Source organism: Polynucleobacter sp. TSB-Sco08W16, assembly GCF_018687455.1.
In the GTDB taxonomy this organism is placed as follows: Bacteria; Pseudomonadota; Gammaproteobacteria; order Burkholderiales; family Burkholderiaceae; genus Polynucleobacter.
Window position 1 is genome coordinate 1,176,613 of the sequence record NZ_CP061291.1, and the last position, 14,580, is coordinate 1,191,192.

The 14,580-nt window shown below is 47.0% G+C and carries 13 protein-coding genes; 1 reads left to right on the top strand and 12 read right to left on the bottom strand.

What is annotated here, in order from left to right:
• The first annotated feature begins 35 nt into the window (after positions 1 to 35).
• Positions 36 to 560 (top strand): hypothetical protein, encoded by a 525-nt coding sequence (locus FD961_RS05830; protein WP_071465507.1) that lies wholly within the window; start codon positions 36 to 38, stop codon positions 558 to 560.
• Here the strand turns inward: FD961_RS05830 and FD961_RS05835 are convergent.
• The 12 genes from FD961_RS05835 to hisS all read right to left on the bottom strand — a co-directional run bounded on the left by FD961_RS05835 (position 526) and on the right by hisS (position 14,570).
• Complete coding sequence (locus tag FD961_RS05835) at positions 526 to 1,041, bottom strand: hypothetical protein (RefSeq protein WP_215393055.1); 516 nt, start codon at positions 1,039 to 1,041, stop codon at positions 526 to 528. The genes FD961_RS05830 and FD961_RS05835 overlap by 35 nt on opposite strands.
• A 79-nt stretch (positions 1,042 to 1,120) precedes the next feature.
• Positions 1,121 to 3,337, bottom strand: coding sequence for a malate synthase G (locus FD961_RS05840; protein ID WP_215393056.1), 2,217 nt, complete (start codon positions 3,335 to 3,337; stop codon positions 1,121 to 1,123).
• A gap of 75 nt (positions 3,338 to 3,412) precedes the next feature.
• Positions 3,413 to 4,753: an adenylosuccinate synthase gene (locus FD961_RS05845; protein ID WP_215393057.1), complete on the bottom strand. Its 1,341-nt coding sequence runs from the start codon at positions 4,751 to 4,753 to the stop codon at positions 3,413 to 3,415.
• A gap of 53 nt (positions 4,754 to 4,806) precedes the next feature.
• Entirely contained in the window at positions 4,807 to 5,967 is a 1,161-nt protein-coding gene (locus tag FD961_RS05850) for an ATP phosphoribosyltransferase regulatory subunit (protein ID WP_215393058.1), read from the bottom strand.
• 20 nt (positions 5,968 to 5,987) lie between these two features.
• Positions 5,988 to 6,857, bottom strand: a complete 870-nt coding sequence (gene hflC / locus FD961_RS05855; protein ID WP_215393059.1) for a protease modulator HflC — start codon at positions 6,855 to 6,857, stop codon at positions 5,988 to 5,990.
• Positions 6,857 to 8,344: an FtsH protease activity modulator HflK gene (gene hflK, locus FD961_RS05860; protein WP_215393060.1), complete on the bottom strand. Its 1,488-nt coding sequence runs from the start codon at positions 8,342 to 8,344 to the stop codon at positions 6,857 to 6,859. Before hflK ends, hflC begins: the two co-directional genes overlap by 1 nt.
• Positions 8,334 to 9,575: a GTPase HflX gene (gene hflX, locus FD961_RS05865; protein WP_215394374.1), complete on the bottom strand. Its 1,242-nt coding sequence runs from the start codon at positions 9,573 to 9,575 to the stop codon at positions 8,334 to 8,336. The genes hflK and hflX overlap by 11 nt, the downstream gene beginning before the upstream one ends.
• A complete protein-coding gene (hfq, locus tag FD961_RS05870; protein WP_071465500.1) occupies positions 9,568 to 9,819 on the bottom strand; it encodes an RNA chaperone Hfq in 252 nt (83 codons plus the stop codon). Before hfq ends, hflX begins: the two co-directional genes overlap by 8 nt.
• 149 nt (positions 9,820 to 9,968) lie before the next feature.
• Complete coding sequence (gene der, locus FD961_RS05875) at positions 9,969 to 11,333, bottom strand: ribosome biogenesis GTPase Der (RefSeq protein WP_071465499.1); 1,365 nt, start codon at positions 11,331 to 11,333, stop codon at positions 9,969 to 9,971.
• Positions 11,330 to 12,496, bottom strand: coding sequence for an outer membrane protein assembly factor BamB (bamB, locus tag FD961_RS05880; RefSeq protein ID WP_251371354.1), 1,167 nt, complete (start codon positions 12,494 to 12,496; stop codon positions 11,330 to 11,332). Before bamB ends, der begins: the two co-directional genes overlap by 4 nt.
• Complete coding sequence (locus FD961_RS05885; RefSeq protein WP_215393061.1) at positions 12,496 to 13,155, bottom strand: tetratricopeptide repeat protein; 660 nt, start codon at positions 13,153 to 13,155, stop codon at positions 12,496 to 12,498. The genes bamB and FD961_RS05885 overlap by 1 nt, the downstream gene beginning before the upstream one ends.
• Before the next feature lie 83 nt (positions 13,156 to 13,238).
• Positions 13,239 to 14,570, bottom strand: coding sequence for a histidine--tRNA ligase (gene hisS, locus FD961_RS05890; protein ID WP_215393062.1), 1,332 nt, complete (start codon positions 14,568 to 14,570; stop codon positions 13,239 to 13,241).
• Positions 14,571 to 14,580: the final 10 nt, after the last annotated feature.

Genomic DNA, 14,580 nt, shown 5'->3' on the forward strand with positions numbered 1-14,580 from the left:
TCCTCCTTGATACCTATTTTTGCAGACCAGCCCTCATGCCCATTCTTCCGACTCTGCCAGCTTCAATAGCCCAACCCTCTGTTCTAGGGCTTCAATTTATCCCACTGGTAACCGATATTTTCTTTGGGATGTTGGGTCTGATTGCTATTCTGATTTTTCATGGCAGCCTGATTAATCACATCATCATGCGCTTTGAACTTAAGACCCAGAAAAATCTTGGCTTAGGTCAATACAACCGCGTCTTCATGCACTTCTATGCCTCATTCTTCTTTATCGCTTTAGTCCATATTTGTGAAATCATCTTATGGTGCTTCTTCCTGCTTGGACTCGGTTTAATGGATGATGGTTTGCAAGCCTTGCTGTTTGCAGGCAGTTGCTATACCACCGTCGGCTTTGTGTCCGATGTACTACCTACTGGCTGGAAAAGTCTTGCCTTCTTTATAGCGTTTACAGGTTTATTTTCTTTAGCTTGGACAACATCCGTCATGATTGGCATGACGGATGCTTATAAAGCAGCCTGGAATCTCAAATATGGCCGCAGGGATCTTGGCGATTCTTGAGGTAGTAACCGTAAACACAACGACTTCCTCCCCGCGAGGGATCATGGGTGTCATACATGACTCCATCAATCACCGCAGTCAGGTGCTTAGAAACCTTCACAATCAACGTTCCGACAGGTAACTCATCAGGCCTAAGATGAACTTGGCAGCCAGCACCCACCTTCATCGTTGGTACCCACTCAAAGCCCTGTTTCAGAATGTAATCATGAAAGACGTTCCGATGGTTGCCATTGCGCGGGGATGGGCCTGTAAGGGTGAGATGACGGGAAAGCTTGTTATCCCGCTCCTGCGCATAACGCTCATTAGCCTCGCGTAGATCTTCATAGACCTGCATGTAAGGCAAGTTGGCAGCAATTGCAATTGATCTCACAACACAATCGCCTGCCCCGCCCTTAAACCCAGCCGCATCTCTACCGCCATCATGAAATTCAAATGGAAAGGTCTGATGTGCCTTAGAAAAGAGTTTGAAGATACTAAACAATTTGATTGATTATTAGCTGCAAATAAAAATGGACTTGCCTTGCGGCAAATCCATTTCATTTTTTACCGTTAGACGTGAATTATTTAGCCTGAGCCTTCTTCACTTCTAAACGCCATGCATGCAACAAAGGCTCTGTGTAGCCATTTGGCTGTTCGAGACCCTTGAAGATCAAATCGCTGGCTGCTTTATAAGCAAATGAGTCTTGGTAGTTTGGCATCATTGGCTTATACAAAGCATCTCCAGCATTCTGACCGTCTACTACCTTAGCCATACGCTGCAAAGTTTCATTTACCTGGTCTGCAGTTACCACGCCATGCAATAACCAGTTAGCAATATGCTGGCTAGAAATACGCAATGTTGCACGGTCTTCCATCAGACCGACGTTATGAATATCAGGCACCTTAGAGCAACCAACACCTTGGTCAATCCAGCGAACTACATAACCTAAGATACCTTGGCAGTTGTTGTCCAACTCTTGCTGAATCTCTTCTTTGGACCAATTTGGCTTCTCAGCTACTGGGATCGTAAGTAAATCATTGATCAAGGCTTCGGCTTCAGCAGCGGTATCGAGCTTTTCCATTTCTTTTTGGATCTCAGCTACGTTTACCTGATGATAGTGAAGTGCATGCAAGGTTGCCGCTGTTGGTGACGGTACCCAAGCAGTATTAGCGCCTGCTTTCGGATGAACAATCTTTTGCTCAAGCATGGCCTTCATCAAATCTGGCATTGCCCACATACCCTTACCGATTTGAGCGCGACCACGCAAGCCACAATCCAAACCTGCAAAGACGTTACGACGCTCATAGGCAGATAACCATTTGCTGGTTTTCATATCCCCTTTACGGATCATTGGACCTGCGTACATAGAGGTGTGCATTTCATCCCCAGTACGATCTAAGAAGCCGGTGTTAATGAAGGCAACACGTGCTCCTGCTGCTGCAATCGCTGCTTTGATGTTAGCGCTCATACGACGCTCTTCATCCATGATGCCTAGCTTTACAGTGTCTGCTGGCAGACCAAGCAATTTCTCAACACGACCAAACAGCTCGCCTGCAAAAGCCACTTCTTCTGGGCTGTGCATTTTTGGCTTCACGATGTAGACAGAACCTTTGCGAGTATTGCCGATAGCCTGGGTTGCGGGACGATTGATGTCATACAAGGCAATCAACACAGTCACTACAGCATCCAAGATACCTTCGTAAATCTCTTTGCCATCGCCGGTAATAATGGCTGGGTTGGTCATTAAGTGGCCAACGTTACGAAGGAACAAGAGTGAACGGCCATGCAAAGTCACTACACCATCTTTTGCATCTACTGCGCCAATACCGGCTTTGTATTTACGATCTGGATTTAGAGCGCGAGTAAAGGTTTTGCCACCCTTTTCTACTTCCTCAACCAAGGCGCCCTTCAAGATACCAAGCCAGTTCTCATAAGCGAGAACCTTGTCGTCACCATCAACTGCAGCGATAGAATCTTCTAGATCCAAAATCGTAGAAAGCGCTGCCTCGAGTACTACATCGTTAATGCCTGCAGGATCGCCAGCACCAATCGTTTTGCTCTTATTAATTTCGATATCAATATGCACACCGTTGTTACGCAAGAGCACAGAGCTAGGCGCTGCTGCATCACCTTGATATCCAACGAATTGCTTTTCGTCAGCCAAGCCAGTGACGCTACCGTCTTTGAGCTTCACGGACAATTTGTTGCCATCCACCGAATACGCTACTGAATCTTTATGCGAACCCTTAGCTAAAGGTGCAGCTTGATCTAAGAAATTACGCGCAAACGCAACGACTTTTGCACCGCGAATTGGGTTGTATGCACCCGCTTTCGTAGCGCCATCTTCTTCAGATAAAACGTCTGTTCCATAGAGGGCGTCATACAAAGAGCCCCAACGTGCATTTGCAGCATTGAGCGCGTAACGAGCGTTGAGAACCGGAACAACTAACTGAGGACCTGCTTGCAATGCCAATTCATCATCAACATTCTTAGTAGTACCCGCCACCTTACCCGGAACATCATCAAGATAATCAATTTCCTTAAGAAACTTACGATAGGCTGGCATATCTTTGATTGGACCTGGATTAGCTTGATGCCATTTATCTAGATCAACCTGAATGCGATCGCGTTTAGCAAGCAATGCTTCATTTTTAGGGGTTAAGTCTTTAACGATTTCGTCGAAGCCCTTCCAAAAGTCAGCGCTCTTGATACCAGTTCCTGGAAGCACTTTGTCTTCGATGAAGCGATATAGAGGAGTTGCTACTTGAAGGCTATTGCAGGTAGTACGTGCAGTCATGTTGAAAACCTTAGTGTCTGATACAAAAGTTAATAAATGGGTTGCTTACTGTGTTACTGAATCGAATATTTTCCATCAATCCTGGAAAGGGTGCTGAAGAAGGATGGTCTCATCACGCTCTGGGCCCGTAGAGACCATGGCGATCGGCTTACCAGCCACCTCTTCGATGCGACGCAGGAAATTCTGGGCTTCTGTAGGCAATTTAGCCCATTCGCGAATCCCGAAAGTGGTGCCCTTCCAACCTGGAAAATCTTCATAAATTGGCTCACAACGGGCTACCGACTCTGCACCGCGCGGTAATACGTCTAATTTCTTGCCATCTAAGTTATAGCCAACACATAAACGAATAGTTTCGAGGCCGTCGAGCACATCCAATTTGGTAATGCAAAGACCTGACAATCCATTGATTTGGATTGAGCGCTTCAATGCAGCAGCATCCAACCAACCAGTACGACGCGGACGCCCTGTTACTGAGCCAAACTCTTTGCCAACTTCAGCAAGACGCACACCAATAGGATCTTGTCTTGCTGGGTTGTCATGGTCATACAACTCGCTTGGGAATGGGCCTGCACCAACGCGAGTGCAATAGGCCTTAGTAATACCCAAGATGTATTGCAATGAATCAGGCCCGACGCCGGAGCCTGCAGCAGCATTACCCGCCACGCAGTTGCTAGATGTTACATAAGGATAGGTACCATGATCGATATCGAGCAATGTTCCTTGTGCACCTTCAAACAAGAGATTTTGTCCAGCTTGTTCAGCAGCATATAAAGCACTAGAAACATCTACTACCATAGGCTTCAATCGTTCCGCATAAGACATTGCCTCAGCAAGTGTCTTTTCATAATTCACTGGCTCAGCACCGTAATAATGTGTGAGCATGAAGTTGTGGTATTCCAAGTTCTCACGCAATTGCGCTGCAAACTTCTCTGGGTAGAATAAATCTTGTACTCGTAGCGCACGACGAGCTACTTTATCTTCGTAGGCTGGGCCGATACCACGACCAGTTGTACCAATCTTTGCTTCTCCACGTTTTTTCTCGCGCGCATGATCAATTGCTACGTGATACGGCAGAATCAAAGTGGTTGCCTCTGAGATCTTCAAACGAGATTGCACGTCTAAACCGGCTGCTTCGAGCTCGCCGATTTCTTTAAAGAGAGCTTCTGGTGAGAGTACGACTCCATTACCGATATAGCAGATCACCTCTTTGTGCATGATTCCGGAGGGGATCAAACGCAAAATCGTTTTCTTATCGCCAATAATCAGAGTGTGGCCTGCATTGTGTCCACCCTGAAAGCGAACCACTGCTTGAGCATGATCGGTCAACCAATCAACCACTTTACCTTTGCCTTCATCACCCCATTGGGTGCCAATGACAACTACGTTACGACCTGGTGCTTGCTGCTTTGAAGACATATTGAAATCCAAAAAGATAATTACAAAATAGGTTGATAGTTCAGCTTACTTCTTTACTTCTTCTTTACTTCCCAAGAACTGCCCTGCTTTACTAGCTCTCGATTACATTCATATTTGGCGGCTTCGACGGATTCACCAGCAAGAACCTGAATAACGACTTCGCCACGACTGCGTAGCTCAGCAATAGCCTTTTCTAATGCAGCATCCTGAACCCAAGGAGCAAGAATGGCGAGCTTACGAACATTTAAAGGTGACAGGCTAGCTAGTGTCAGCAGGTCTAATGAAAATCCAGTAGCGGGACGCGAGCGTCCGAATGCTTGACCAACCTGATCATAGCGACCGCCTCTAGCGATTGGCTGTGGCAGACCATCTACGTAGGCAGCAAACATCACACCGCTGTGATACTGGTAGCCACGCAAATCCGCTAAATCAATACTGAGCTCTAAACCACCATTGGCATTTGCTGCAGACACAATACGCTCTAAATCCGCCAAGGCCTGATCAATAGCGGCATGCTTAGGTAACACTTTTTTAGCCTGCGCCAATACTTCTGCACATGGCCCATTGAGCTCTGTCAATGCAATCAGCGCATCAGCTACTATTAGAGGCAGACAAGTAGCCCACTGCTTTAGGCGTGGACGATCTTTGCTTTGTAAAAGTCCATACAAGGATTCTATGGTTTCTTTATCTAACTTCTGGTCAGCTACGATGCCAGTCAAAATGCCAGCGTGTGACAAATCAAGATAAACCTTCTTCAGACCAGCAAGCTCGAGCGTTTTAAGCAATAAAGTGATGGCCTCAAAGTCCGCCTCCCAATTAGCGCTTCCATAAATCTCTGCACCCAATTGCAATTGCTCACGCGAGGAACTACCTACTGGTGTGCGGGCATGCGCAACAGAACCTGCATAGCAAAGACGGGTAACACCCGCGCGATTTAACAAGTGTGCATCGATACGCGCCACCTGGGGAGTGATATCAGCACGCAGACCTAAAGTACGGCCAGATAACTGATCCACTAATTTGAAAGTTTGAAGATTGAGATCAGAACCGGTACCAGTCAATAAGGAGTCCAAAAACTCCAGAATTGGAGGGGCTACAAGCTCGTAACCATAGGACTGATACAAATCCAAGATGGCGCGACGCAAAGTCTCTACCTTGCGAGCCTCAGCCGGCAAAACGTCTGCAATATCTTCAGGAAGTAACCAACGATTCATGATTTGGATTATTCGCTTTCTTATTTTTTGTGCAGAAACTTGAAGAACTCGCCATTAGGCTCCACCACCATCACGTCCTTCTTGTCCTTGAAAGAGTTCCGGTAAGCCTCCAGACTCTGATAGAACTGTGCAAACGCAGGATCACGTCCAAAAGCTTCTGCGTAGAGGGCGGTTGCCTTAGCATCGCCCGCTCCCTTGATCTTTTGTGCATCACGATATGCTTCAGCCAAAATCGTATCGCGCTGTCGCTCAGCATTCGCACGAATTTTGTCTGATTCAGCTGCGCCCATTGAACGCAACTCATTTGCGACTCGCTTACGCTCTGCTTCCATACGGCGATAAACCGAATCGCTAATTTCAGCTAGCAAGTCAACACGCTTCAGACGAACATCCACAATCTCCACACCAATATCAGATGCATCATCAGCAACCTTGGTGCGAATACCCTGCATGACCTGCTCACGCTGATCTGAAATTAACTCACGTACAGTACGTTTAGTAAATTCCTCATTCAATGCAGAGCGAACTAATTGGGTTAAGCGATCTTCGGCCAGACGTTCATCACCCTTGAAGCTTATAAAGAATTTACGAGGATCAACAATGCGCCATTTCACATAAGAATCAACGAGGAGATTCTTTTTCTCAGCAGTAATGAAACGCTCGGCCTCTGGATTATCAATCGTCAGAATGCGGCGATCAAAGAAGCGCACGCTTTCAAATGGAGCTGGGTACTTTATCTGTAGGCCGGGTTTTTCAATGACGCGTACGATCTGACCAAAAGAAAAAACGACAGCGAACTTACGCTGATCAACAATAAAGATACTCGAAGAGAGCACATAGATCAGCGCAATAAACGCAATAGCCGCAGCAATTAAGCGATTAGCATTCATTAGCGTGAATCCCGATCGCGGCTGCGCAAACCATCACGCTTATCAAGCGCTTTATCCCCAGCGCTTGCAGCCGGTACAGATGTGGCATTGGCACTTGTTGGTGCAGGAGTATTGACTCCGGTAGCACCACCAACCGTTACTGAACCAGTTGGAGTAGCCGTATTGCCTTGATTTGCCTGTGATGCCTGTCCAGTTGCAGCTTGAGTACTTTCGGCGCTTACTTGCGCGATGATCTTATCGAGGGGCAGATACAAAAGGCTATTGCTCTTAGTGGTATCAACTAAAATCTTAGTGACGTTGTTGTACATCTCACGCATTGTGTCGATGTACATACGATCGCGCGTTACCTGTGGTGCCTTGGAATACTCCACCAAGATTTGCTTAAAGCGGCCAGCATCACCTTCGGCAGTAGCCACAACACGAGCCTTATAGCCCTCAGCCTCCTGAATTAAGCGTGCTGCCGTTCCTTTTGCGCGAGGAATAATGTCGTTGGCATAAGCCTGACCTTCACTTTTTAAGCGCTCCTGATCTTGACCTGCCTTTACAGCATCATCAAAGGCAGCTTGGACTTGCTCTGGTGGTTGCACGTTTTGCACTGTGACGCTGGTAACGTAAATGCCAGTCTTGTAACTATCCAAGATTTTCTGAATGGAGGCCGCTAGGTCAACACCGATCTTCTCGCGCCCTTCGTACAGAACGGTATCCATCTTGCTACGCGCAACAATTTCACGGACAGCAGTTTCTGCTGCCTGAACGACTGCAGCATCAGGATCACGATTATTAAATAGATAGTCAGTTGGATCTTTAAGGCGATACTGAACAGCAAAGCGCACATCAATAATGTTTTCATCTTCTGTCAACATTGAAGAATCTTTTTGATTGGTAGCCTTGATCAGCACTGGACGCCCCACCTCTACTGAGCGAACGCCAGAAAGATTGACTGTTTCGGCAGACTGAATCGGCCATGGCAAGTGCCAGTTAATACCAGGCTTAGCGGTGTAGTCGTACTTGCCAAAGGTCAGCACAACTCCAGCTTGACCCTCTTGAATAATGAAGAAGCCGCTACATACCCAAATAAAGAATGCGACACAGGCTATTGCAAATGGACCACCCTTAGAGGCGAATGGGTTGGGGAAATTGAAATTGGGTCCAGTGGAGCCACAGCCATTACCGTTACCACCACGTTGCGATGGCGGAGGAATATCTGTGCTGTTAGGTTTGTTAGCAGTTGGACCTGGATTTACACCGGGCTTTTTCTTGCCGCCAAAAATGCCTGCAATTCTGTCATTGAAATCGCGCCACAACTCATCCAAGTCTGGCGGACCATCGGGTTTGGTGGGTTGCTTATTTGGCTGATTCTGTTCTGGGTCTACTTTTGGAGCTTGTTCATTTCCCTGCCCATCTTTGGCATCTTTAGAACCATTGTTAGAGCTGTTGCCCCAACCTGGGTCATTGACCGAAAACAGGTCTGAAAATTTACGCGTCATTAGAAAAATAGCTTCGTTTGGGAATCGGATTAAATTCGGATGATTCTGGTCGTTCTGGTAAAGGGGCTAAAAACTCGTCCGGAGCCATCTGCTTCTTGGCACGGTTGTGTTCACTCCTCATTTTATCAGTCATTTGGGAGCATTCCGCCAGGGCTGACCTCAGTAAATCAAGGCCCAAGCCCGTCTGGGCGGATAGGAAAACCTGGCTAGGGAAGCCTTGGGCATCGCGCTCCAAAACTGCCCCACGGGTAAAGGTTTGGGGCATCAGATCAATCTTGTTCATTACCTCAATCCGAGGGATGTTATCGGCCCCAATTTCCTCTAAAACGGCCTCTACTTCGGCCTTTTGCTCTCTGGCAACAGGGCTGCAGGCATCAATCACATGCAAAATCAGGTCTGCATGAATGGTTTCATCCAGGGTCGCCCTAAAGGCCTCTACTAGCTGGTGAGGCAAATCACGAATAAACCCCACAGTATCCGAGACCACAATCGACCCCACCCCCTCTAAATGGACTTTTCTAGAGGTGGTATCGAGGGTGGCGAAAAGCTGGTCAGCGGCATAAGTGCCCGCCTTGGTTAGCGCATTAAAAAGGGTGGATTTACCCGCATTGGTGTATCCAACCAAGGAAACAGAAAATACATCCTTGCGATTGCGCGCCCTTCTCTGGGTTCTTTGCTGGCGCTGAAGTTTTTCTAATTCATTTTCTAGGCGCTTCGCTTTGGTCGCCAACATGCGGCGATCAAGCTCCATCTGTGTTTCACCCGGACCGCCACGCACACCAATACCGCCTCGTTGGCGCTCTAAGTGACTCCAAGCCCTGACCAAACGTGACATGCGATAACGCACTTGTGCCAATTCAACCTGAGTCTTACCGATATGACTTTGCGCCCGTTGACTAAAAATATCCAAAATCAATCCCGTGCGATCCATGACATGGCGACCGAGATGACGCTCTAAGTTACGTTGCTGCGTTGGCGATAAGGGATGATTGAAGATGGCGAGCTCTGCATCATGCTCTTCCATCAAGCGCTTTACCTCATTTGCTTTTCCAGAGCCAATGAATAAAGCGGGATCAGTTCTGCCTTTGCGGGCTATGACACTAGCTGCGGGTATAGAGCCAGCGCTATCAGCCAAAAGGCTAAGTTCGGCCATGCTATCTGCAAAATCTTCGCGTCCTGTATCAACTCCAACTAAGACGGCACGAGCTGCATCTACTCCAGTTTTATACAGAGCTGCCTTCTTCTATACGGAAGTCAATCGCACGAGCCGGAACGATCGTGGAGATTGCATGTTTGTAGACCATCTGCGTTACGGTATTACGCAGGAGCACAACATATTGATCGAATGACTCAATATTGCCTTGCAATTTAATACCATTTACAAGATAGATAGAAACAGGAATGTGCTCTTTGCGTAGCGCATTAAGAAATGGATCCTGTAGTAATTGAATTTTGTTAAGGCTGTTATTACTCATACTGCTCCTTATTTATTTTTTGCTTACTTACTTTTTTGGGAGTCTTGCTTTTTATTTAATCAAATCAGAATTACTGAACTATCTATATTGGGCTCAATTTTATAAAAATCAAGCCCCAAAACATCTCAGTGCAAAAGCTTATCTGAAATCTAGCGTTTTTTGCCCTTTTTGCCCTTATCTTCATCAACATAGGGGTTTTTGGCGGTATTCATCTGAATTCGCAAAGGCGTCCCGCGTAACTTAAAGACGTCCCTAAAGCGACCTTCCAGATAGCGCTTGTAACTATCGGTAACACCACTCAATGATGTTCCATGAATAACCACGATTGGCGGGTTCATGCCCCCTTGGTGTGCATAGCGCAGCTTAGGACGCCCCATACCAACGCGTTTTGGCTGTTGATGTTCAATTGCTTCTTGCAAGATTCGGGTTAAACGTGGGGTTGGCAATTTCGCCATAGCGGCCGCATAAGCAGCATCCACATCTTTAAACAACTCTTTAAGGCCAGTACCTTTTTTTGCAGAAATCGGATGTACGTTTGCAAAATCAAGGAAACGCAGCTTTTGTGCAATCTCTAAACGTGCCCGCTCTTTTACATAAGCGTCAAGGCCATCCCATTTATTAACAGCAACAACAAGGGCTCGCCCTGCTTCCACAATAAAACCAGCAATGTGTGCGTCTTGCTCAGAAATATCTTGCTGTGCATCAAGCATCAGAATAACGACATTGCAATCTGCAATTGCTTGCAAAGTTTTCACAACCGAGAACTTCTCAATCGCTTCAAATACTTTACCGCGACGACGTAAGCCTGCAGTGTCAACCAGAATATATGGCTTACCATTGCGCTCAAACGGAACTTCAATCGCATCGCGTGTTGTGCCTGGCATATCAAAGGCAATCACACGCTCTTCACCGATCAACTTATTGATCAAGGTAGATTTACCTACGTTTGGACGCCCCACGACCGCAATCTTCATAGGGCGATTAGGATCGTTGGCTAATTCATCTTCCTCAGGCTCTGCAATGCCTAAAGAATCCAATGCATCATCGATCAGACCACGGACACCATCACCATGGGCAGAAGAAATAGGAAATGGTTCACCTAAACCGAGCTCATGAAAGTCTGCAGTAACAACTCCTGCTTGCATACCTTCTGTTTTATTAACAGCCAGGATGATAGGTCTACCCGTCTTGCGCAGGAAGTCAGCAATCACTCGATCTTGTGGCGCCATACCCAAGCGACCATCAACCAAGAAAATCACGATGTCAGATTCAGCAACCGCTTGTTTAGTTTGCTTGGCCATCTCAGCAACGATGCCGGTCTTAGCAACAGGCTCAAAACCACCGGTATCCACGCAAATGAAAGCGCGCTCACCAATCCGGCCTTTGCCATAGTGACGGTCTCTGGTTAAGCCAGAAAAGTCTGCCACCAACGCATCGCGTGAACGCGTTAAGCGATTAAAGAGTGTCGACTTCCCAACATTAGGACGGCCGACGATAGTGATGACTGGATTCATTTTGGACTGTACGCCGCGATTTTCCCACCTTGAGATTGAATCAAGATGAGGCCGCCCACTGCAATAGGGGCGGCTGAGATTGGACTACTGTCGTGACGAATACGCGCGAGCATCTCGCCATTCGCCTGTGAAAATGCGTGAACATACCCTTGTGCATCGCCCATGAGCAACACTCTGCCAACAGCTAATGGCTCACCTACGTCCCGGAAAGTCAGTTGCGTATTTTCCCAAACTTGATTGCCGTCTTTGGTAGCAAATGCAGTGACATACGATTTTTCATTTGCCGAGAAAACTAAGTCAGCACTTTGGGCAGTGCCGGTATAGCTTGAATAATCCTTAAACCACAAGAGATTGCCGGTACGCGCTTGGCCACAGCCAATCCGGCCTTGATATGAAACTGCGCAGAGGACATCACCCTCCATGCTTGGCTTAGCAGTCACATCATTTAAGCGTTCGATCTCAGAGAAGCCTTTCGGAAAGGATACTGGCGTTTCCCAAATTAAGCCGCCATTCGCAATCGCAATCATGCCAAAGCGACCACCAGCAAAGCCAGTCACAATCACTTCATTATTAATTGCCAACATGCCATAACCCACCCTCAGGGACAGGGCTGATTGTTGGCGCTGATAAATCCACTTACGTGAACCAGTTTGAGCATCTAAGCCAATAAAGCGGTTATCCAATGCACGAATCACCACAATGCCACCAGCAACTATTGGCTCACTCAATACCTCACTACCCACATTGACATTCCACAAGGGCTTGCCTGTGTCGTCATAAGCGTATACCGTGCCTTTAATGCTGACGGCAACCGTAACGCGGCCATCAGAACCTGGACCAATAGCCAGGCGCTCTGGGACAGATACTTCCCAAACTTTATTACCCGATGCCAAATCAATTTTGGCTACATTGCCTCGGTGCGATGCGGCATAGACTGCATCTCCGGCTACTACAGGGTGAAAGTTAAAGGTTTCAGACGAGCCAACGCTGGTTGACCAAACTGGCTGCAAATCAAATTGATTGGTTACTGGAACCAAATCAGCCGGCTTGCGTACCCGAGAGTTACCTGAGCAGGCAACCAAGGCTGCAGCGGCCACGCCGATCATTAAGACGCTACCAATAAGCTTTGCATATCGCTTGACTGAATTCTTCATTGCAACCATCACTGAGCAATTCCTCCAACAGCATCTAACTTCACCTTCAAGAGGCGACGCGCCTCTTCAGGAAATTCTTTTGCTTGATCCAACTTTTTCCAAGCCTCTTGATAACTCGCTTTGGCTTCTGCATTTTTCTTCTGCGCTAAGTACCAATCACCCCGGCGTTCAAGCCACAAAGCCTCATAACCAGCAACTGGCTTATCTTTCAGGATTTGATCCGCTTCTGCAAAATCTTTTTCAGTGCCCTGCTCTATCAATTGGGATACCAAACGCATCTTGGCCAAAGCAAGGTAGCCATCATTTGAAGAGTTCTTAGCAGCCCAACGTAAATAATCCAAAGCTTTTGCGCTATCACCAGCATCCGATGCAATACGAGCAGCAATCAAACTAGACATGGGTGCATATGGAGTGCGCCCATAATCTTTTTGCAAATCATCTGCAGCGCGCAAGGTTTGCTCTTTATCGCCCTTAGCAATTGCGCCGATCATCGTCTCGTATAACTTAGACGCCTCAAGTGCTTGGCTGTTACGCCACCATTGATATCCACTGTAAGCGGCATAAGCGAATAACGCGACTGTCACAACGCCCGTAATGAGGTTGCGGTACTTTTGCCAAAACGCTTTGAATTGGTCTAATTGTTCTTGTTCTTCTAGATCTAAAGGCATATCAATCCGAGCTGATTTCTTTGTTAATGTGTTCTGTCAATTTGCTAAGTAATTACTGATTATTTAACTAGCAATAAGCCATTCTATTCGGAGGCGCCCACTAAAGCCTCAATTACTGCTTCCAGTACACCCTCTAGAGGAATGGACTTCTGCTCGCCTGTACCCCGCAAGTCTTTGAGCCCAGCCTCATTTTTAGCCAATTCATCAAGTCCAATAATGACGGCAAAGGCTGCACCACTTGCATCAGCCTTCTTCATTTGAGACTTAAAGCTAGCTGATTGACCGTCTGGGGGGCAGAAAAGGATAGTATCGATTCCAGCGCTACGTAAACGCTCAGCAATGATCATGGCTGTAGTTAAAGTTTCGCCACCCTGATGCAATACAAAAATATCGCATTGCGCTTGCGCCTCAGGCAATGATCCAGAAACCTTCATCAACTCGAGGACACGCTCCATACCCATAGCCCAACCACAAGCAGGAGCCGCCTTACCGCCCATACGCTCGATCAAAGGATCATAACGACCACCGCCAGCAATAGTGCCCTGTGCGCCTAACTCATCAGTAATCCACTCGAATACAGTCAGATTGTAGTAATCCAAGCCACGCACTAAACGCGGATTAATCTTGCAGGGAATATTGTTTGCCTTGATTAACGCTTGTACGGCATTGAAATGGGCAAGTGACTCTTCGCCCAAGAAATCCAATAACTTAGGAGCGCCTTCGATCAAAGCCTGCATCTCTGGGTTTTTAGAATCCAAAATGCGCAAGGGATTAGTTAATAGGCGACGCTGAGAATCTTCATCCAATTGAGATTGATTTTTCTCAAAGTAAGCTACTAGGGCAGCGCGGTGCTCAGCACGCTCATTGGCTTGCCCCAATGAATTAATCTCCAGACGTACACCCTTGAGACCTAATTCATCCCACAGACGCTGACCCATGAGAATCATTTCTGCATCGATATCAGGACCAGCAAAGCCAAGTGCTTCAATGCCAAACTGGTGAAACTGACGATAGCGACCACGCTGTGGGCGCTCATGGCGGAACATAGGACCGGTATACCAAAGACGCTTTGGTCCTTCGTACAACAAATTATTTTCAATGACTGAGCGTACTAATGCAGCAGTTCCTTCAGGACGTAATGTGAGCTGCTCACCATTTAAACGGTCCTCAAAGGAATACATTTCTTTTTCAACGATATCAGTTACCTCACCAATGCCGCGCTGAAACACTGCTGTCGCTTCCACAATGGGCGTTCTCAAAAACTCATAGCCATAGGCACGCGTTAGATCACGCAAAACATGTTCAAGGTGAGCCCACTGCGCAGCATCGGCCGGCAATAAATCATTCATGCCGCGTACGCCATTAATTTTTTGGACTTTAGCTTGCGTTTTTGCTTCTTTATTCTGGTCAGTCATTTTTATTATT

Bases quoted from the DNA above. Each gene is read 5' to 3' on its own strand.
- hflK (WP_215393060.1), bottom strand. From the start codon at position 8,344: ATGACGCGTAAATTTTCAGACCTGTTTTCGGTCAATGACCCAGGTTGG.
- bamB (WP_251371354.1), bottom strand. From the start codon at position 12,496: ATGGTTGCAATGAAGAATTCAGTCAAGCGATATGCAAAGCTTATTGGT.
- FD961_RS05830 (WP_071465507.1), top strand. From the start codon at position 36: ATGCCCATTCTTCCGACTCTGCCAGCTTCAATAGCCCAACCCTCTGTT.
- der (WP_071465499.1), bottom strand. From the start codon at position 11,333: ATGAATCCAGTCATCACTATCGTCGGCCGTCCTAATGTTGGGAAGTCG.
- hfq (WP_071465500.1), bottom strand. From the start codon at position 9,819: ATGAGTAATAACAGCCTTAACAAAATTCAATTACTACAGGATCCATTT.
- FD961_RS05840 (WP_215393056.1), bottom strand. From the start codon at position 3,337: ATGACTGCACGTACTACCTGCAATAGCCTTCAAGTAGCAACTCCTCTA.
- FD961_RS05850 (WP_215393058.1), bottom strand. From the start codon at position 5,967: ATGAATCGTTGGTTACTTCCTGAAGATATTGCAGACGTTTTGCCGGCT.
- FD961_RS05845 (WP_215393057.1), bottom strand. From the start codon at position 4,753: ATGTCTTCAAAGCAGCAAGCACCAGGTCGTAACGTAGTTGTCATTGGC.
- hflC (WP_215393059.1), bottom strand. From the start codon at position 6,857: ATGAATGCTAATCGCTTAATTGCTGCGGCTATTGCGTTTATTGCGCTG.
- FD961_RS05885 (WP_215393061.1), bottom strand. From the start codon at position 13,155: ATGCCTTTAGATCTAGAAGAACAAGAACAATTAGACCAATTCAAAGCG.
- hisS (WP_215393062.1), bottom strand. From the start codon at position 14,570: ATGACTGACCAGAATAAAGAAGCAAAAACGCAAGCTAAAGTCCAAAAA.